Below are 19,257 nucleotides of genomic sequence, written 5' to 3'. Positions count from 1 at the left end.
TGCGATGGGTGCGGAGGCGGAGTTGGCGGACGGCTCGGGGGAGGACTGGGCGGACGTGGCTCCGGAGGCGGCTCGTCGCCTGGTCCGTGCTGCCGTTCAGGCGTTCGCCGAGCGCGGGTACCACGCCACCACCACCCGTGACATCGCGGGCCGGGCCGGTATGAGCCCCGCCGCGCTCTACATCCACTACAGGACCAAGGAAGAGCTGCTCTTCCGGATCAGCGGCGTCGGCCACGAGAAGGCCCTGCGGATCATGGAGGCGGCGGCCGGTGCCGACGGCGGCCCCACCGAGCGGCTGGGGGCGGCCGTCCGTACGTTCGCGTGCTGGCACGCCCGGCACCACACCACTGCCCGGGTGATCCAGTACGAACTGCAGGCGCTGAGCGAGGAGCACTACGCACACGTCGCCGACCTGCGGCGGCGTACCGACCGTTCGCTGCGCGGCATCCTTCAGGACGGTGCCGACGCGGGGGAGTTCACGGTCGGTGACGTGCCGGGCACCACCCTCGCGGTGCTGTCGCTCTGCGTGGACGTGGCCCGCTGGTTCTCGGCCGAGGGGGCCCGTACGCCCGAGGAGGTGGGGGAGCTGTACGCGGGGCTCGTCCTGCGCATGGTCGGGGCGCGGCCGTGAGCCGGGCCCGGGGCGGATCCGCGGAGCCGGGAGGGCATTGACAGGGGCGGGTCAGCCGCACATGCTGAGCAAGCGCTTAGTCGGTGGCGTGGCGGACGGTACGGTCCACGCGTGCGGAGCCTGAGGAGGCATACGGACATGGCAGAGCCCCGGGTGTTCGGATCGCTCGACGAACTGCGGAACGCGGTCGGCGAGGACCTCGGCACCAGTGACTGGCTGGAGATCGACCAGAAGCGGATCGATCTGTTCGCCGACGCCACCGGCGACCACCAGTGGATCCACGTCGACCCGGAACGGGCCGCGTCCGGACCGTTCGGTACCACCATCGCGCACGGCTACCTGACACTGGCGCTGCTGCCCGCCCTCGTACCGCAGCTGCTGCGCGTCGACAACGTTAAAATGGGCATCAACTACGGCGTGGACAAGGTCCGTTTCCCCGCCCCCGTCCCGGTCGGCTCGCGGCTGCGGGCGACGGCCCGGATCGCGGGCGTGACGGAGGTGCCCGGCGGCGTGCAGCTCGCGACGACGGTGACCGTCGAGCGGGAGGGCGGCGAGAAGCCGGTCTGTGTCGCGGAGACGCTCAGCCGCTTCCACCTGTGAGCGGGGCCGGCCGCCCGCGCGGTGCCGCCGGCGGACCGCGCGTGCCGGGGCCGGGCGCACCGGGGCCGCGCGTGCCCGGGCCGGGCGCACCGGGGCCGCGCGTGCCCGGGCCGGGCGCATCCCCGCAGCCCACCAGGTATGTCCACGGATAGGGTTGTCCCGTGCCTCAGCTTCCTTACAAGGTCCACGAGCTCACGGTCGGCCAGCTCTCCGCGCGCAGCGGCGCGGCCGTCTCCGCCCTGCACTTCTACGAGTCCAAAGGGCTGATCAGCAGTACCCGGACCGCGGGCAACCAGCGCCGCTACACCCGTGACGCGCTGCGCCGGGTCGCCTTCGTGCGCGCTGCCCAGCGGGTCGGCATCCCGCTCGCCGTGATCCGCGACGCGCTCGCCGAGCTGCCCGACGAGCGCACGCCCAACCGGGACGACTGGGCCCGGCTCTCCGAGGTCTGGCGCGAGGAGCTGGAGGAGCGCATCACCCAGCTCGTGGAGCTGCGCGACCGGCTGACCGACTGCATCGGCTGCGGCTGCCTGTCCCTGCAGAAGTGCGCGCTGTCGAACCCGTACGACCAGCTCGGCGAGCAGGGCCCGGGTGCGCGGCGGCTGCGGGTGGACCGGGTGGGCGGACCGGCCCGGGCACGCGGCAGCGCGTCCGGCGGCGGCCCGTCCGGTGCGGGTGCCCCGGAGGACCGCCGCGAGCCCGGAGCGGAGGGCTCCGGTACGGACGAGCGCTGTGTGACCGGAGCCGGGGGCCCCGGCGCGCGGGACGACGGCCGCCGACCCGCACGCCGGGGCGCGGGCCGCTGAGCCTCACCACACTTCAGGTTTGCGCCCCGCCCACGGCCGGGCCTCCTCCAACTGCGCGGAGAGCGCGACGAGCGTCGCGTCCGCCCCGTACCGCCCGCCGAGCATGACACCGATCGGCAGGCCCGCCGCGTTCCAGTGCAGCGGGATGCTCACCGCGGGCTGACCGGTGACGTTGTACAGCGGCGTGTACGGGGTGAACGCGCCGACCACGGCGAACTCGGCCTGCGGGTCCGCGTCGTTGCGCAGTGCGCCGACGCGCGGCGGCGGCTGGGCGACCGTCGGGGTCAGCACCACGTCGAAGCCGCCGTTCCGCGGCATCACACCGTCGGCGATCAGCTGCCCGAGCATCCGGAACGCGTACAGCGACCGCGCGTACTCGACCGCCGGGATCTCCGCGCCGCGCGCCCGCAGGTAGCGGGTCAGCGGCATCAGGTCCGCCTCGTGCTCCGGCGGTACCGGGCGGTTGGCGGCGATCACCGACCAGACGCGGGTGAAGGCGAGGCGGACGCTGTCGTCGGCGGGCAGCATCAGCTCGTCGACCTCGTGGCCGAGGTCCGCGAGGAGCGCGGCCGTCTCCATGACGGCGGCCCGGCAGTCCGGGTGCACCTCGGTTCCGGGGAACGGCGCGTCGGCCAGCCAGCCGATGCGCAGCCGCCCCGGATCGCGTCCGGCGTACGCGGTGTACGTCTCGCCGGGCGGCAGCGCGGGCGCCGCGTACGGATCGCCGGGCATCGGGCCGGCCATCGCGTCCAGCAGCGCGGCGGCGTCCGCGACCGTACGGGCGAGCGGGCCCGAGGTGCCCAGGCCCGCCACGTCGTGCAGCAGCGGGCCGGAACTGATCAGACCGCGGCTCGGCTTGATGCCGTACAGCCCGCAGACGGAGGCGGGGATGCGGACGGACCCGCCGCCGTCGCTGCCGTGCGCCACGGGGGCCAGCCCGCCGGCCACCGCGGCGGCGGCCCCGCCGCTCGAACCGCCCGCCGAACGCTCCAGGTCCCAGGGGGTGCGGGCGGGCGGCGCGAGAAGGTTCTCCGTGTAGCAGGGGAGCCCGAACTCGGGGGTGTTGGTCTTGCCGAGCAGGATCGTGCCTGCCTGGCGCAGCCTGGTGACGACATGATCGTCCATCTGCGCCACGTTGTCGGCCAGCGTCCGCGACCCCATCGTGCAGCGCACACCGGCGACCTGGTTGAGGTCCTTGACCGGTACGGGCACGCCGTGCAGCGGCGGCAGCGTACGACCCTCGCGGCGCGCGGCGGCGGCCTCCTCCTCCGCCGCGGCCGCCTGTTTGCGGGCGAGGTCGGGGGTACGGGTGAGGAACGCGCCGAGCGTGGCGTCCAGTTCCTCGGCGCGGGCGAGATAGTGCTCGGTGATCTCGACAGGGGACAGCTCGCCGGTCCGCACCCCCGCTGCCTGTTCCAGAGCGGTCAGGTCGTGCAGCTCTGCCATGGACGTCCGCCTTCGGGTACGTGGGTGGGGGTAGGGGGTGATGTCGGTCCGACCTGGGGTCCGGTCAGCCCGTGAAGAGTTGTCTCAGTTTCAGGGCCAGTTCGTAAAGGCCGTACCCGAACGGCAGGCCCACCCACAGCCAGGCCAGGACGAGCAGGGCGGTGCGACGGGCGGTCACGGGGCGGCTCCCTTCGGGGCGGCGGACGCGGCGTCCGCGGGCTCGGCCCCGGTGGGCGGCGGTTCGTGGTACCGGGGGTGCACGGGCCGTACCAGCTCGTTGGCGGCGAACCCGATGACGAGCAGCCCGATCATGACGAAGAAGGACGCCGTGTACAGCTCGGAACCGGTGTGCCCGGAGGAGCGGCGCGCGTCGGCGACGGCGTTGACGATCAGCGGCCCCAGCACGCCCGCGGTGGACCAGGCGGTGAGCAGCCGGCCGTGGATCGCCCCCACCTGGTACGTGCCGAACAGGTCCTTCAGATAGGCCGGTACGGTGGCGAACCCGCCGCCGTAGAAGGAGAGGATGATCGCGGCGCAGCCGATGAACAGCGGCTTGGAGGCATCCCCGGCCAGCGCGATCAGCAGATACATCAGCGCGCCGGCGCCCAGGTAGAGGCGGTAGACGTGCTTGCGGCCCGCCAGGTCGGAGGTGGCCGACCAGACGATCCGGCCGAGCATGTTGGCGAGCGAGAGCAGCCCGACGAAGCCCGCGGCGGCCGACGCGCTCACCGGCGCGGAGCTGCGGGCGAAGAAGTCGGAGACCATCGGCGCGGCCTTCTCCAGGATGCCGATGCCCGCCGTGACGTTCGTGCACAGAACCACCCACAGACACCAGAACTGCCAAGTGCGCAGGGCGTTACGGGCCGAGACCTGTGCGGTGGTGACCAGCGGGCGGGGAGCGGCCGCCGCCCGGCCTGCGTCGGGACCGTCCGGCCCGGTGGACGGCACCCGTACCAGCAGCACGCCGAGCGTCATGAAGACGGCGTACGCCAGCCCCATGACCAGGAACGTCCGGGCGATGCCGGAAGTGTCCCGGCCCAGGGCGTCCAGCAGCCCGGCGGACCACGGGGAGGCGATCAGGGCGCCGCCGCCGAAGCCCATGATGGCGATGCCGGTGGCCGTGCCGGGGCGGTCGGGGAACCACTTCAGGAGTGTCGACACGGGGGAGATGTAGCCGATTCCCAGGCCGATGCCGCCGATGAAGCCGTAACCGAGGACGACGAGCCAGTACTGCCGGGTGGCCGCGCCGAGCGCCGCGACCAGGAAGCCGGAGGAGAAGCAGACGGCCGAGACGGCCATCGCCCAGCGCGGACCGTTGCGCTCGACGAGGGTGCCGCCGAAGGCCGCGGACAGCCCCAGCATCACGATGGCCAGTTGGAAGGGCAGCGCGGAGGCCGTGCCGGACAGCCCGAGCGAGGACTCCAGAGGCGGCTTGAACACGCTCCAGGCATAGGCCTGCCCGATGGCGAGGTGAATGGACAGTGCCGCGGGCGGAACGAGCCAACGGCTCCATCCCGGCGGCGCGACGGTACGGGAAGGGGCGGGCGCGCGCATGACGCGGAACGTACATCGCTCACCTACCCCGGGGAAGTACGCCGCCGCGTCCGGGTCGGTACGGCGTCCGGCCGTATGCCGTCCCTTCCAGGCCGCGTGACGCTGGGCCCGGGCCCTACGCCGTCCCCTCCAGGCCGTACGCCACTGTCTCCCGTACGCAGGCCCTCGCCGCTCCCGCTCCCGCCCGCCGCCCCGCGCTCGCGCTCCGGCGCCGACTCCCGCAGCGCCGCCCGCACCAGCTCCGCGTTGGAGGCCGCGGGCGAACCGTCCGGCAGCAGCAGGGTGTCCTCGACGCCGATACGGGTGGCCAGCCCCAGCTCCCCGGCGAGCCGCAGCACCGGCCAGGCCCCGCCGTCCTCGCCGTGCAGCAGCACCGGGCGACCGTGCGCGCCGAACGCGTCCAGCGCGCGCAGCAGACCGCGCCCCGTCTCCCGCGCCGTCCCGGCACACGGATCCATGACCTCGGCCAGCACCCGCAGCACCCGCGGTCCCAACGGCGAGGCGGCGAAGCGCTCCGCGCCGTCCGTGCCCGACCAGATGCCCGCCTCGACGCCGACGCCGCGCTCCAGCAGGGCGGCGGCGACCGCCTCGGCGCCCGGCTCGTGCCAGTTCACCGAGGCGTGGTCGGGCAGCACCGGCCACGCCCGTACGCAGGCCACCCTGCGCTCCGGGTCCGGCTCGGCCCACGCGCCGGTGGTGACCCCCACCGGCACGTCCACCACGGCCCGCACCGCCTCCAGCACCGGTACCAGCACGTCCGGCGTGAGCGACTCCCGCCCGCACGGCGACCTGGGGTGGAGGTGGATGTCCCGGGCGCCGGCCGCGACCGCCTTCCCCGCGGCATCGGCCAGCTCCGCCGGGATCATCGGCACCACCCCGGAACCGGCGGCGTTCCGTGAGCCGTTGAGGCATACCTGAACCATGCCCCCGAGCATGACACCAGGGTCTGACAACGGGCCCCGGCGGCGGGACGGACGCCCCGCGCCCTCGCCCCGGGCCCGCCCGGCTCAGGCCGCCACGTACAGCCGCCGTGTGCGTGAGGACTCCCGCGCCTCCGCCAGCGCCTCCCGCGTCAGCACCGAGAGCGGCGCGACGATCCCGCACTCCTGGCACACCGGTCCGGCCATCGGAAAACGTTCGAGGTCCGTGCGCCACACGAAGCGCCGCGTCCCGCACACCGGGCAGCCGGACCGCGGCGTGCCCGACTCCATCGCCCGGATCACGCTGCGCAGCACCGCGGCCAGCGGCGCCGCCGGATGCCGGTCGGGCGCCTCGCACGGCACGATGTCACAGCCGCCCCAGGTGCGCCGGTGCCAGTCGTCGAGCGCGCTGGGCTGCCGGATGCCGTCGTGCTTCTCGCGGCGCCGGCGCGCCGCGAACTCCTTCTCGTACCCGAGCCAGACGGCGCGGGCCTCCTCCAGTTCCTCCAGCGCGGCCATCAGCCGCGCCGGGTCGGGTTCGCGGTCCTCGGTCGCGATGCCCGCCCTGGTGCACAGATGGTGCCAGGTCGCGCGGTGCCCGTACGGGGCGAAGCGCTCCAGGCACTTGCGCAACGCCGTACGCCGCTGCGTGGCGACGAGACGGGGGTTGCGGACCTGTTCTGCGAGAGCTCTGAAACCGGCCAATTCATCCCACCTCCGTGGGGAGGACCCGACTGGACAGGGAATGGACGTAGCGGGCCGTCCGCCGGATCCATCGAACTGTCTTGCGGATACGTGGTGGCGGCACCCGCGCCGCACCGGTCGCGCCACTCGCTCCCGATGCCCCCCGCGGCGCCCGGCGCGCCTCGTGTGCATCATCCACCGTACATCTGTGGGGATTTGAGAAAGTTAAGGTCGTCCGCCTTCCGGCCGCGGCGCGCTACCGGCAGCCTTTGCGAGAGGTGCGCCGGTGACTGCTGGTACCCGCGCCGCGGCCGTTCGATCCGCGCCGCGGCCCACTTGGCTCCTTCCGCCCCGTACCGGGCGGCGGGCACGCGACCGGAACCGGACAGCCGTTCGGCGTACGGCTCCCCGGCCTATTTCGTCGCCACCCGCCCGGCAGAGAGCACCACGCGCGCCAGCTCACCGTGGCAGACGTCGCTGTGTGCCCCGGCCGGCGGGGGACCGTCCCGGACCACCGAGGACGCGTCGATGCTCACGCAGCCCTTGCCGGGTACCGCCGTGCCCAGGCGCACGCGCCGGGCGCCGTCCACGGCCTGGATGCCGTCGTGGCCGATCGCGCCCCACCGGTCGAACAGGCCCTGGAAGCTCGCCGAGTCGCCGGAGAGCTTCGAGGCCAGGGGGTACAGCATGCTCAGTGCCGAGTCGTGCCGCGAGTAGCAGGACACCGTCGGACCGTCCACCCGCTGCTGCACCCCCTGGAGCGCCCCGCCGCGGTCCGGGTCGTGCGGCAGCCGGGCGGCGAACGCGTAGTGCGAGAAGGCCCCTTGCAGCAGGGTCACGGACTTCACCCCGGTCACGCCGGGCGGCATGCCGCGCAGCCCGTACGACACCAGGCGGGCGCCGAAGCTGTGCCCGATCAGGTGGATCCGGGTGCCCGGCGCGCCCTTGGCCAGCTTGCCGAGCGCCGGCCCCAGCCCCAGCTGGCCCACCACCCCCGCGCGCCGCTTCATGGCGTAGTAGGCCGTCTGCCGCAGGAACTCCTTGGCGCCGTTCCAGAGCCGCTTGAGCCCGTCACCGAACAGCTCTTGGTGGCCGCACTTCTCCAGCGCCGCCGTGAAGACCTCGCACACTCCCAGCGGGTCGTCGGTGAGCATCGCGGGCGTGCCGTCCCCCGTGTCCTCGGCCAGTCGCTGTGCCGGGCTGGTCTCGCGCACCACCACCAGTTCGCGTACGAGGCGCGCGAACTCGTCGAAGGCGGAACGGGCCGCCGGCCGCTCCGCGAGCAGCTCCTGGAGGCGCCGCAGCGTCAGCTCCCGGCCGGGGAACGTCCGCGCGAGGGCACGCAGCGACGTGTCGTCCAGCAGCGGCGGCCCGGCCGGTGCCGCGTGCGGGCCCGCCGCCACCGGGTCGAAGTCCGGGATCGGCTCGTCCGTGAAGCGCATCGCGGGCCAGATCACGCCGGTGTAGCCGAGCCGTACCCCCGCGCCCGCCATGGCCGGGAACGGGGCGAAGAAGCGCCCGTACAGGCGCGTGGCCATCGACCGGTCGTTGTTCCAGCCGTGCGCGAACACCAGCAGGTCGGTGACGCGCTGCCGCGCCGTCCCGGCCACCAGCCGGTCACGCTGCCCGGCGTCCGGATCACCGTCGGCGTCGAACGTCAGCTCCCAGTACGGCTGTACGCCGATGTCCGCGGCCGCCCACGCGCCCGAACCGTCTGCGGAATCCGTCATGACGACCCCCTGGGCGGCGCGTCGGGCCACGCTGCCGGGCCGGAGTTCCGAAGCCGCGCCGCGGTGTGCAGCGCATCGTCCTGCGGGCGGGCGGATCCGGCCATACGCCACGCATGACCGGTTGGCGCCGGGCCGGGGCCGTGCGCCCCTCACCCCAGCTCCCGCTCCCGCGTCTCCGGCAGCGCCAGCACGCACACCAGCGACACCACCGCCATCGCCGTCACGTACCACCCCACCGATCCGGACCCGAAGGCCGCCTGCAGCCGGGTCGCCACCAGCGGCGAGACCGCGCCGCCCAGCACCCCGCCCAGGTTGTACGCCAGCGAGGCACCCGAGTACCGCACCGTCGTACCGAACAGCTCCGGCAGATAGGCGCCCATCGGGCCGTACACCACGCCCATGCAGAACAGCGCGCCGCCGATCGCCACCGCGATGAGCACCGGCTGCCCGGTGTCCAGCAGCGGGAAGAGGACGAGCCCCCAGACGACCGCGGCCGCCGTCCCGGCCAGGACCAGCTTGCGCCGCCCCGCGCCGTCCGAGCGGGTGGCGGCGAGCCAGGTGCCGGCCGCCAGGCACAGGCAGGCGACGAGGGAGAGCGCGAGCATGGTGGCGCGCGGGACACCGACGGTGCCGGTGGCGTACGCCAGGCAGTACGTCGTCGCGGTGTAGAAGAGCCCGTACGCGATGATCATGCCGCCCGCGCCGAGCAGCAGCTCACGCGGGTGCCGGCGCAGCACATCCAGCGCGGGCACCCGGCTCGCCTCGCGCGCGTCCATCACCTTCGCGAACACCGGCGTCTCACTGATCTTCAGCCGTACGAACAGCCCCACCGCCACCAGCACGAAGGACAGCAGGAACGGCACCCGCCACCCCCACGACCGGAACGCGCCGTCGTCCAGCACGGCGGACAGCAGCCAGAACACGCCCGTCGCGGCGAAGAACCCCACCGAAGGCCCGAGCTGCGGAAACGCCGCGTACAGCCCGCGCCGTTTCTTCGGCGCGTGCTCCACCGCCAGCAGCGCGGCCCCGCCCCACTCGCCTCCCAGCCCGATCCCCTGGAGGAACCGCAGCAGGATCAGCAGCAGGGGCGCCCAGATCCCGAGCGTGCCGTACCCCGGCAACAGCCCGACCAGCGCCGTCGACAGCCCCATCAGCAGCAACGAGGCCACCAGTACGGACTTCCGCCCCACCCGGTCCCCGAAGTGCCCGAACAGCACCGATCCGACGGGCCGCGCCACGAACGCCACCGCATAGGTCGAGAACGACGCGAGGGTGGCGTTCACCGGGTCGAGCGTCGGGAAGAACGCCTGGTCGAGGACGAGCGCGGCAGCCGTCCCGTAGATGTAGAAGTCGTAGAACTCGATGGCCGTCCCGATGAACGAGGCGACGGCTACGCGGCGGAGGCTTTCGGGGGTGGCGGACGAACTGGGCGTACCGGTGGCCGGGACGGAGCCGGGGGAGGCCGGCGCGGCCGCGGGGCCGTCGGCGGGAACTGCTGCTGGGGTCGCTTCACTGTGCACGGGCCGCAGCCTCACGCCGGCCGGACAGGTAGTCAAGAGGTGGGATACGCCGTCCCGCACACTGAGACGCGAGGGTTCGGGGCGGCGCCCCGCCGGCCGCCGCCGCTGTTCACCCCGCCACCGCCTCCACGATCGAAAGTGTCGAGTCCGTGGGAATCGTGCGGATCGGTTTCAGACCGGCTTCGGAGAGGAGGTGGTGGAAGGCCGGTTCGGGGCGTTCACGGCCGTTCAGGGAGGTCATCATGAGGACGTCCATGGTCTTTCCGGGGTGGGGGGCGTTGCCCGGGGGAAGGACGGCGTCGATGGCCAGAAGGCGGCTGCCGGGGCGCGTCATGGCGGTGCGGCAGGCGCGCAGGATGCTGACGCAGTCGGTGTCGTCCCAGTCGTGCAGGACGCGCTTGAGGAGGTAGACGTCGGCGCCGGGCGGTACGGCGGTGAAGAAGTCGCCGGGGGCCGTCCGCCAGCGGCCGGTGAGGTCGGGGGTGTCCAGGGTGTGGTGGCCGAGGACGGACTCCTGGTCGTGGAGGACGCCGGTCAGGCCAGGGTTGCGGAGCAGGACCTGGCGCAGCAGGCCGCCGCGGCCGCCGCCGACGTCCACGACCGTGCCGGTGGCGGGGAAGCCGTACGCGACGGCGATGGGGCCGTTCTCGCTCTCGGCCAGGCCGGCCATGCCGGTGTCGAAGACGGCGCCCGCTTCCGGTACGCGCTCCAAGTGGCCGAAGTAGGGCGCGCCGAAGATCTCCTCGAAGACGGTGCGGCCGTCGCGGACGGTGTCCGCGAGCCGTCCGGCCGGCCGCCAGAAGGGCTCGTCGGTGAGCATGATGACGGCGTCCCGCAGGGAGGACGGGGCGTCGGAGCGGAGGGGGCCGGCCGCGGGGGTGAGGTGGAAGGCGCCCGCTTCGTCCTCGCGGAAGACGTCGCGCGTCGCCAGGAGGCGCAGGGCGCGGCGCAGGTGGCCTGCGTCGGCGCCGGTGGCGGCGGCGAGTTCCTCGGCGGTGCGGGGGCCGTCGGCCAGGTGGTCGGCGACGCCGAGGAGGGCCGCCGCCCGCAGCGCGGCGGAGTGGAGGTAGGCCAGGGCGTGTTCGGTGAGGTGGACGGCGGGGGAGTGGGGCGTGGTGGTCACGGGGGTACGGTCCTTCCGTGGGCGGCGGTCGGGTTGCCACCCACCATGGCCGTACGCCTCGGGTGCCACCAGGGCACATTGCGCCGCGCGCGCCCCGTGCGGAACCTACCGGTACCGCAGGTACTCCCGCCGCGTCCGCCCGAAGCGGGTCAGGTCGTCCTGCCAGGCCGCGCACACCTCGTCCACGCCCGCGCCCGCGTCGATCATCGTGCGTACGCGGGGGGTGCCGGTCAGTTTGTCGATCCAGTGGTCCGGGCGCCAGGCGAAGCCGGGCCAGGTCCGTCTGGCGGTGATCAGGAGGGCGATGCCGGTGCGGACCGGGTCGAAGCGCTCGCGGTCGTGGACGTGGAGCTGGACGCCGCCGATGGTCTTGCCCTGGAACTTGGAGAAGGCGGGGGCGAAGTAGGCCTCGCGGAAGTGGACGCCGGGGAGGTCGCATTCGCCGGCCGCGGCGGACCAGCGGCGGTCGATGCCGTCCGCGCCGAGCAGTTCGAAGGGGCGGGTGGTGCCGCGGCCCTCGGAGAGGTTGGTGCCTTCGAAAAGGCAGGTGCCCGCGTAGACCAGGGCGGTGTCCGGGGTGGGCATGTTGGGGCTGGGCGGGACCCAGGGGAGGCCGGTGTCGTCGAAGAAGTCCGGCCGCCGCCAGCCCTTCATCAGGACGGTCTCCAGCTCGGCCGGGCGGCCCGCGGCGCGGGGCACGAACTCGGCGTTGAAGAGGAGGGCCAGTTCGGCCACGGTCATGCCGTGGGCGAGGGCGATCGGCTCGCGGCCGACGCCGGAGGCCAGGGCGCGCTCCAGTACGGGGCCGGTGGCGGAGCGGCCTGTCACCGGGTTGGGGCGGTCGAGGACGACGAGACGTCTGTCCGCGAGGACGGCGGCGACCATGCAGTCGTACAGCGTCCAGATGTAGGTGTAGAAGCGCGCGCCGACGTCCTGGATGTCGAAGACGACCGTGTCCACGCCGGACCGGATGAAGATGTCGGCGAGCGCCCGGCCGCTCTTGCCGTAGGTGTCGTGGACGGGCAGGCCGGTGGCCGGGTCCTCGTAGCTGCCTTCCGAGCCGCCGGCCTGGGCCGTGCCGCGGAAGCCGTGCTCGGGGCCGAAGACGGCGGTCAGTTCCACCCGTTCGTCGGCGTGCATGACGTCCACGATGTGGCGTACGTCCGGGGTGACGCCGGTGGGGTTGGTGACGACGCCGACCCGGCGGCCGGCCAGGAGCGCGTAGCCGCCGGCGGCGAGGCGGTCGAAGCCGGTACGGACGCGGGGGCGGAGGCCGCGCCCGGCGGTGTCGTGCCCTCCCGCGCCGGTCGCATCGGTTCCCGTTGCCGCGCCGGTCGCGTTGGTTCCTCCTGACCCGTACGCCATGCCCGCCTCGCCAGTCACCACCGTCGCACCCATCACGCTCGTGACCGCCGTCGCGGCCAGCAGTTTCCGTCTGGACAGGGTCATGCGTCCACCTCCGCCGTCAGGCCAGTGTCGTGCGCACGCTAACGCCCGGCGGGGTCCGGGGGAACGCGTCCGGCGGCGTGCCGCGCGTCGCCGCCGCGTCCGGCCCACGAGCGGCCCACCAGCGGTTCACCGGCGGCCCACGAGTGGTCCCGCGCCCTTCCGCTCCGGCATACCGACTGGTTAGTCTGCCGGGCAGTCAGGCAGGGCGACCAGGCCGACAGAGGGAGACCGCAGGTGGAAGCCGTACGGGACAAGACAGTCGTGGTGACCGGGGCGGGCGCTGGCATCGGTGCCGCGCTGGCCCGCCGCTTCGTCGCCGAGGGGGCTCGGGTGGTGGTCAACGACCTGGACGCGGCCAAGGCGGAGCGGACGGCGCGGGAGACCGGAGCCGTGGCCGTGCCCGGGGACGCCTCCACCGTCGTACCGGCGGCCCGTGCGGCGCTCGGCGGGACCGTCGACATCTTCTGCGCCAATGCCGGGGTCGGTACCGGCGGCGGACCCGAGGCGCCGGACGAGGCATGGGAACTGGCCTGGGACGTCAACGTCATGGCGCACGTACGGGCCGCCCGCGCGCTGCTGCCCGAGTGGCTGGAGCGCGGCGCGGGCCGCTTCGTGTCCACGGTGTCCGCGGCGGGCCTGCTCACCATGGTCGGCGCGGCCCCGTACAGCGTCACCAAGCACGGCGCGTACGCCTTCGCGGAGTGGCTGTCGCTGACCTACCGGCACCGGGGGATAGCGGTGCACGCCATCTGCCCACAGGGGGTGCGCACGGACATGCTCGCGGGCACTGGGGCGGCCGGGGAACTGGTGCTGACGCCGACGGCCATCGAGCCGGCCGACGTGGCGGACGCGCTCTTCGCGGCCATGGCGGAGGAACGCTTCCTGGTGCTGCCGCACCCGGAGGTCGGTGAGTACTACACCGCACGGGCGGCCGACACCGAGCGCTGGCTGGGCGGGATGAACCACCTCCAGCGGAAGCTGGAGAGCGCCGGGCGGCCGGACGCGGACCTGGAGGCGAAAGCGGTCGCGGATGCGGTCGCGGGGGCGGCGGCTGGAGCCCGTACGACCGCATCCCGTACGGCCGATGCCCCCGCGGCCGATGCCCCCGCCCCCGGCACCCCCGCAGCCGAAAGGACGCTCCGATGACCACCTACGCGGACAAGCCCTGGCTGGCCCAGTTCACCGAGGCCCAGCGCGCCCCCGTCGACCCGCCCCCCTCCGCCCTGCACGCCTTCCAGGAGGCCGCGCGCCGCGCCCCGGACCGTACCGCCCTCGCCTACTTCGACGGGCGGCTGTCGTACGCGGAGACCGACGCGCTCAGCGACGGCGTGGCCGGGCACCTCGCAGCGCGCGGCTTCCGGCCCGGCGACCGGGCCGCGATCATGCTCCAGAACACTCCGCACTTCGCACTCGCGCTGCTCGGCGTCTGGAAGGCGGGCGGGATCGTCGTCCCCGTCAACCCCATGTACAAGTCGGCCGAGATGACCCACGTCCTCACCGACGCCGAGGTCACCGCGCTCGTCTGCGCGGACCGCACCTGGGACGCCTTCCTGCGGGCGACCGCCGCCGCGGCCCCTTCCGTACGGATCGCCCTGACCGCCTGCGAACTCGACCTCCAGACGCGGGACGACGCACGCGTGCTGCGCGGCGAGCGGCTCGGGCCGCGCGAGGGCGCCGACGATCTGCTGGCCGTGGCCCGCGCGTACGAGGGCAAGCCGCCCGGCGCGGCCCCGCCGGTCGCCGCCGACACCGCCCTCATCAGCTACACCTCCGGCACCAGCGGCACCCCCAAGGGCGCCACCAACACCCACGGCAACATCGTCTACAACGCCGAGCGGCAGCGCACCACCCTGGGCCTGCCCGAAGGCGCCACCTACTTCGTGCTGGCGCCGCTGTTCCACATCACCGGCATGGTCTGCGAACTGGCCGCCTGCTTCGCCAACGCCGGCACCCTCGCACTGGCCCACCGCTTCGAGCCGAACGTCGTCCTCGACGCCTTCCTGGAGCACCGGCCCGCCTACACGGTCGGCCCGTCCACCGCCTACATGGCGCTGATGGCGCAGCCGGGCGCCACTCGCGACCACTTCGCGTCGTTCACCTCCCTGTCCTCGGGCGGGGCCCCGCTGCCGCCCGCGCTGGTCGAGAAGTTCCGGACGGCCCTCGGCCCGTACCTGCACAACGGCTACGGGCTGACCGAGTGCACCGCGCCGTGCGCCAGCGTCCCGCCCGGCCGCGAGGCACCCGTGGACCCGGCATCCGGGACGCTCGCCGTCGGCGTACCGGGCCCCGACACGGTCGTACGGATCATCGACGGCCAGGGGCGGGACGTGCCGTTCGGCGAGCAGGGGGAGATCGCGGTACGCGGCCCCCAGGTGGTGCCCGGCTACTGGCGCCGCCCGGACGCCACCGCCGAGACGCTGCCGGACGGTGAACTGCGCACCGGCGACATCGGCTTCATGGACCCGGACGGCTGGCTCTATGTCGTGGACCGCAAGAAGGACATGATCAACGCGTCCGGCTTCAAGGTGTGGCCGCGCGAGGTCGAGGACGTGCTGTACGGCCACCCCGCGGTGCGCGAGGCGGCGGTGGTCGGCGTGCCGGACGCGTACCGGGGCGAGTCGGTGAAAGCGTATGTGAGCCTGCGGCCCGGGCAGCACACCGAGCCGGCCGAGCTGGCCGGTTACTGCGCGGAACGGCTGGCCGCGTACAAGTATCCGCGGCAGGTGGAGATCCTGCCCGAACTGCCGAAGACGGCCAGTGGCAAGATCCTCAGGCGGGAACTGCGCGCGCGGGACTGACCGCGCCCGCCGGGGCCACCGGGCAACGACACGACGCACGACGCACGAGGGACAGGTGAGGGCGATGGCCGGCACGAAGGACGGCGGTACCGGGAGTACCGGGAGCACCAAGCCCGTGGCGCAGCGGCTGCTGGCCACCGCCACCCGGCTCTTCGCCGAGCGGGGCTACGACCGCACCTCCGTCCAGGAGATCGTCGAGGCCGCCGGCGTCACCAAGGGCGCCCTGTACCACTACTTCGGCTCCAAGGACGACCTGCTGCACGAGGTGTACGGGCGGGTACTGCGGCTCCAGCAGGAGCGGCTGGACCACTTCGCGGACGCCGACGCGCCGGTGGAGCGGCGGCTGCGCGACGCGGCGGCGGACGTCGTGGTCACCTCCATCGAGAACCTCGACGACACGAAGATCTTCTTCCGCTCGATGCACCATCTCTCCCCCGAGAAGGACAAGCAGGTACGGGCCGAGCGGCGGCGCTACCACGAGCGGTTCCGGGCGCTGGTCGAAGAGGGCCAGCGCGCCGGGGTGTTCAGCAGCGCCACCCCGGCCGACCTGGTCGTGGACTACCACTTCGGGTCGGTGCACCACCTGGGCACCTGGTACCGCGAGGAGGGCCCGCTCACCCCGCAGCAGGTCGCCGACCACCTCGCCGACCTGCTGCTGCGGGCCCTGCGGCCGTGAGGGCCCCCCGGCCCGGGCGGGCGCTCAGACCGCGCCGGTCCGCTTCTCGAACCAGTGGTGGGCGTACGGCTCGTCGTTGAAGGCCGCTACCTCTTCGAAGCCGTAGGAGCGGTAGAGGCCGATCGCGCCGCTGAGCACCTTGTTGGTGTCCAGGCGGAGTACGTCATGGCCGTGCCGTACGGCCCGTGCCTCCAGCTCGCCCAGCAGCCGGCGGCCGAGGCCGAGCCGCCGCGCGTGCGGAGCCACCCACATGCGTTTGACCTCGGCCGGTGCGCCGGACGGCAGCTTCAGGCCGGCGCAGCCGACCGGTTCGCCGTGCAGCCGGGCCACCAGGAACAGGCCCTTGGGCGCGCGGAGTTCGCAGGCGTCCGGCAGCAGGCTCCGCGCGGGGTCGAAGCCGGTCTCGAACCGCTCCTGCATCTCGGTGAAGTAGGCCCGCAGGCAGTGCTGGGGCGTCGGGGTGGTCCGGATCGACGGTGTCCAGCGTGACCGTCGTGGCGGTCAGCAGACGGTCGACCTCGGCCATGGCGGCGACCAGCCGGGCGCGCTGGGCGGTGTTCAGCGGCTCCAGCAGGGAGCCGGCGAGCGCGTCGCTGCGGTCGTCGAGCGCGGCGTGCTCGGCGCGGCCGGCGCCGGTGAGCCGGACGGTGCGGACCCGCCGGTCCTGGGGCTGCGGCCGCACCGTCACCAGGCCGTCGGCCTCCAGGGAGCGCAGCAGCCGGCTCAGGTAGCCGGAGTCGAGTCCCAGGCGCTCGCGCAGCCGCCGTACGTCCTGGCCCTGCTCGCCGATCTCCCAGAGCAGCCGGGCCTCGGCGATGGGCCGGTCGCGGCCGAGGTAGTGGTCGTGGAGCACGCCCACGCGTTCGGTGACGGTGCGGTTGAACCGCCGCACCTGGCTGATCTGCGCAGCATCCATTCTCTGACCGTAGTCAGAGGTTGGTGCACGGTCCAGTGGACGGTGCGGGCTCCGGGCCGCCGGGGCAGGTGCCCGACGGCCCGCACCACGTGCCAGGCCGCGCTTCAGCTCCCCGGCGCGTGACGCTTCAGTTCCCGCCGCGCCAGCGACCGCTGGTGCACCTCGTCCGGCCCGTCCGCGAGGCGCAGTGTGCGCGCCGCCGCCCACAGCTCCGCCAGCGGGAAGTCCTGGCTGACGCCGCCCGCGCCGTGCAGCTGCACCGCCTGGTCCAGGATGTCCACGACCGTACGGGGTGTGGCGATCTTGATGGCCTGGATCTCCGTGTGCGCGCCCTTGTTGCCGACCGTGTCCATCAGCCACGCGGTCTTCAGGACCAGCAGCCGCAGCTGCTCGACGGCCACCCGCGCGTCCGCGATCCACTGCTGTACGACGCCCTGGCGCGCCAGCGGCTTGCCGAAGGCCGTACGGGACACCGCGCGTCGGCACATCAGCTCGATCGCGCGCTCGGCCATGCCGATCAGCCGCATGCAGTGGTGGATGCGGCCGGGGCCCAGGCGCGCCTGGGCGATGGCGAAGCCGCCGCCCTCCTCGCCGATCAGGTTCTCGGCCGGTACGCGGACGTCGTGGAAGACCACCTCGGCGTGGCCGCCGTGGTAGTGGTCCTCATAGCCGTACACCTGCATGGCGCGGCGGACTTCGAGGCCCGGGGTGTCGCGTGGGACCAGCACCATCGACTGCTGGCGGCGCGGGTCGGCGCCGTCCGGGGCGGTCTTGCCCATCACGATGAAGATCTGGCACAGCGGGTTCATCGCGCCGGAGATGTACCACTTGCGGCCGTTGATGACGTATTCCCCGCCGTCCCGCTCGATGCGGGTCTCGATGTTCGTGGCGTCCGAGGAAGCCACGTCGGGCTCGGTCATCGCGAACGCCGACCGGATCTCGCCCGCCAGCAGCGGCCGCAGCCACTGCTTCCGCTGCGCCTCGGAGCCGAACTGCGCCAGCACCTCCATGTTGCCGGTGTCCGGCGCCGCGCAGTTCAGCGCGGTCGGCGCGAGCTGCGGGCTGCGGCCGGTGATCTCGGCCAGCGGCGCGTACTGGAGGTTCGTCAGGCCCGCGCCGTACTCTTCGTCCGGCAGGAACAGGTTCCACAGCCCCTGCCTGCGCGCCTCGGCCTTGAGGTCCCGCACGACCGCCGGGGTGTCCCACGGCGAGGCGAGCGCGGCCCGCTGCTCGTCGGCGACCGCCTCGGCCGGGTACACGTGTTCGTCCATGAAGGCCAGCAACCTGCCCCGCAACTCTTCGGTACGGGCGTCGAATGCGAAGTCCATCAGCGTGCCTCAGCCTTCCTTGGCGGTCGTCAGGGTGTCGAGGGTGGCCAGGCCGCGGCCGATGAAGACCGGCACCAGCTCGCCGATCCGGTCGAAGCCCGCGCCGACGGTCTGCCCGAGCGTGAAGCGGTAGTGGATGCCTTCGAGGATCACGGCGAGCTTGAAGTACGCGAACGCCGTGTACCAGGCGATGCCGGACACGTCCCGGCCGGAGCCGGCCGCGTACCGCTCGATCAGCTCGGCCGCCTCCGGGTGGCCGGGCGCGCCGCGCGTCGTGGCGATCGGGGAGCCGGGCACTGCCTCCTGCTCGCTGTACATCACCAGCAGGCCGAGGTCGGTCAGCGGATCGCCGAGGGTGGACATCTCCCAGTCCAGTACGGCCGTGATCCGGTCGCCGTCGCCGACCAGGACGTTGTCGAGCCGGTAGTCACCGTGCACGACGGCGGGCGCGGGGGAGGCGGGCAGCGCCGCGCCCAGCGCCTCGTGCAGCGCGTCGATGCCCGGCAGGTCGCGGTTCTTCGATGCCGCCAACTGCTTGCCCCAGCGGCGCAGCTGGCGCTCCAGGAAACCGTCCGGGCGGCCGAAGTCGGTCAGGCCGACCGCCGCCGGGTCCACGGCGTGCAGTGCGACCAGCGTGTCGACGAGGGAGAGCACCACGCCCCGGGTCCGCTCCGGGCCCAGCGCGGCCAGCTGCTCCGCCGTACGGTACGGCACGCCCTCGACCAGCTCCATCACGTAGAAAGGCGCCCCGAGGACCGCCTCGTCCTCGCACAGCAGCAGCGCCTCGGGGACCGGCACCGCCGTCGGGTGCAGCGCGCTGATCACCCGGAACTCGCGCCGCATGTCATGCGCGGTGGCCAGTACGTGGCCGAGCGGCGGGCGGCGGACGACCCACTGGCCGGTGCCGTCGGTGATCCGGTAGGTGAGGTTGGACCGGCCGCCCTCGATCAGCCCGGCATCCAGAGGGCCCCGCACCGTGCCGGGGCGCTCCCGGTCCAAGTGGTCCCGCAGTGCTTCCAGGTCGAGGCCCGGGGGCGCGGGCCGCGGGGGAGGGGTGCCGTTGCTCATCGTGCTCC

At 73.7% G+C, this 19,257-nt stretch carries 15 protein-coding genes and 3 pseudogenes; 6 read left to right on the top strand and 12 right to left on the bottom strand.

The genetic code is table 11. The features are described from left to right. The first annotated feature begins 4 nt into the window (after window positions 1-4). From ACZ4Z1_RS02805 to soxR, 3 genes are all read left to right on the top strand, one after another. Entirely contained in the window at window positions 5-631 is a 627-nt protein-coding gene (locus tag ACZ4Z1_RS02805) for a TetR/AcrR family transcriptional regulator (RefSeq protein WP_468484862.1), read from the top strand. Between the two features lie 138 nt (window positions 632-769). Continuing rightward, window positions 770-1,231 (top strand): MaoC family dehydratase, encoded by a 462-nt coding sequence (locus ACZ4Z1_RS02800; RefSeq protein ID WP_468484753.1) that lies wholly within the window; start codon window positions 770-772, stop codon window positions 1,229-1,231. Between the two features lie 161 nt (window positions 1,232-1,392). Beyond that, window positions 1,393-2,037, top strand: coding sequence for a redox-sensitive transcriptional activator SoxR (gene soxR / locus ACZ4Z1_RS02795; RefSeq protein ID WP_468484752.1), 645 nt, complete (start codon window positions 1,393-1,395; stop codon window positions 2,035-2,037). Between the two features lie 3 nt (window positions 2,038-2,040). On the opposite strand, the gene ACZ4Z1_RS02790 is transcribed toward soxR, so the two are convergent. The 9 genes and pseudogenes from ACZ4Z1_RS02790 to ACZ4Z1_RS02750 all read right to left on the bottom strand — a co-directional run bounded on the left by ACZ4Z1_RS02790 (window position 2,041) and on the right by ACZ4Z1_RS02750 (window position 12,463). Then, on the bottom strand, window positions 2,041-3,483 hold the full coding sequence (locus ACZ4Z1_RS02790) for an amidase (protein WP_468484751.1): 1,443 nt from the start codon (window positions 3,481-3,483) through the stop codon (window positions 2,041-2,043). Window positions 3,484-3,547: 64 nt separating this feature from the next. Beyond that, complete coding sequence (locus tag ACZ4Z1_RS02785; RefSeq protein WP_425274966.1) at window positions 3,548-3,661, bottom strand: MFS transporter small subunit; 114 nt, start codon at window positions 3,659-3,661, stop codon at window positions 3,548-3,550. After that, on the bottom strand, window positions 3,658-5,037 hold the full coding sequence (locus tag ACZ4Z1_RS02780) for an OFA family MFS transporter (RefSeq protein WP_468484750.1): 1,380 nt from the start codon (window positions 5,035-5,037) through the stop codon (window positions 3,658-3,660). Before ACZ4Z1_RS02780 ends, ACZ4Z1_RS02785 begins: the two co-directional genes overlap by 4 nt. A gap of 200 nt (window positions 5,038-5,237) precedes the next feature. After that, window positions 5,238-5,960 (bottom strand): annotated as a pseudogene (locus ACZ4Z1_RS02775) (3-keto-5-aminohexanoate cleavage protein); the annotation flags it as partial. An 84-nt stretch (window positions 5,961-6,044) separates the two neighbouring features. After that, complete coding sequence (locus ACZ4Z1_RS02770) at window positions 6,045-6,662, bottom strand: hypothetical protein (protein ID WP_468484749.1); 618 nt, start codon at window positions 6,660-6,662, stop codon at window positions 6,045-6,047. 392 nt (window positions 6,663-7,054) lie between these two features. Continuing rightward, entirely contained in the window at window positions 7,055-8,371 is a 1,317-nt protein-coding gene (locus tag ACZ4Z1_RS02765) for a serine-threonine protein kinase (protein ID WP_468484748.1), read from the bottom strand. A gap of 149 nt (window positions 8,372-8,520) precedes the next feature. Continuing rightward, a complete protein-coding gene (locus tag ACZ4Z1_RS02760; RefSeq protein WP_468484747.1) occupies window positions 8,521-9,891 on the bottom strand; it encodes an MFS transporter in 1,371 nt (456 codons plus the stop codon). Between the two features lie 109 nt (window positions 9,892-10,000). After that, window positions 10,001-11,014 carry a methyltransferase gene (locus ACZ4Z1_RS02755; protein ID WP_468484746.1) on the bottom strand — a complete coding sequence of 338 codons (1,014 nt, stop codon included), beginning with the start codon at window positions 11,012-11,014 and terminating at the stop codon, window positions 10,001-10,003. A gap of 105 nt (window positions 11,015-11,119) precedes the next feature. Then, a complete protein-coding gene (locus ACZ4Z1_RS02750; protein ID WP_468484745.1) occupies window positions 11,120-12,463 on the bottom strand; it encodes an exo-beta-N-acetylmuramidase NamZ family protein in 1,344 nt (447 codons plus the stop codon). Window positions 12,464-12,697: 234 nt separating this feature from the next. Here ACZ4Z1_RS02750 and ACZ4Z1_RS02745 point away from each other — a divergent pair. The 3 genes and pseudogenes from ACZ4Z1_RS02745 to ACZ4Z1_RS02735 form a co-directional block, all read left to right on the top strand. Beyond that, window positions 12,698-13,450: pseudogene (locus tag ACZ4Z1_RS02745) on the top strand (SDR family oxidoreductase); the annotation flags it as partial. Window positions 13,451-13,605: 155 nt separating this feature from the next. After that, window positions 13,606-15,261 carry a class I adenylate-forming enzyme family protein gene (locus ACZ4Z1_RS02740; RefSeq protein WP_468484744.1) on the top strand — a complete coding sequence of 552 codons (1,656 nt, stop codon included), beginning with the start codon at window positions 13,606-13,608 and terminating at the stop codon, window positions 15,259-15,261. A gap of 64 nt (window positions 15,262-15,325) precedes the next feature. Then, window positions 15,326-15,937: a TetR/AcrR family transcriptional regulator gene (locus ACZ4Z1_RS02735; RefSeq protein WP_468484743.1), complete on the top strand. Its 612-nt coding sequence runs from the start codon at window positions 15,326-15,328 to the stop codon at window positions 15,935-15,937. Between the two features lie 24 nt (window positions 15,938-15,961). On the opposite strand, the pseudogene ACZ4Z1_RS02730 reads toward ACZ4Z1_RS02735, so the two are convergent. The 3 genes and pseudogenes from ACZ4Z1_RS02730 to ACZ4Z1_RS02720 all read right to left on the bottom strand — a co-directional run bounded on the left by ACZ4Z1_RS02730 (window position 15,962) and on the right by ACZ4Z1_RS02720 (window position 19,249). Next, a pseudogene (locus ACZ4Z1_RS02730) lies at window positions 15,962-16,853 on the bottom strand (bifunctional helix-turn-helix transcriptional regulator/GNAT family N-acetyltransferase). A gap of 104 nt (window positions 16,854-16,957) precedes the next feature. Next, window positions 16,958-18,181 (bottom strand): acyl-CoA dehydrogenase family protein, encoded by a 1,224-nt coding sequence (locus ACZ4Z1_RS02725; protein ID WP_468484742.1) that lies wholly within the window; start codon window positions 18,179-18,181, stop codon window positions 16,958-16,960. A gap of 9 nt (window positions 18,182-18,190) precedes the next feature. Continuing rightward, a complete protein-coding gene (locus tag ACZ4Z1_RS02720; protein ID WP_468484741.1) occupies window positions 18,191-19,249 on the bottom strand; it encodes a phosphotransferase family protein in 1,059 nt (352 codons plus the stop codon). Between the last annotated feature and the right edge of the window lie 8 nt (window positions 19,250-19,257).

This window comes from Streptomyces sp. NPDC030165 (assembly GCF_055573595.1).
Note: the sequence above shows the minus strand (reverse complement) of the source record. Positions and strands in the feature narration are given on the sequence as shown.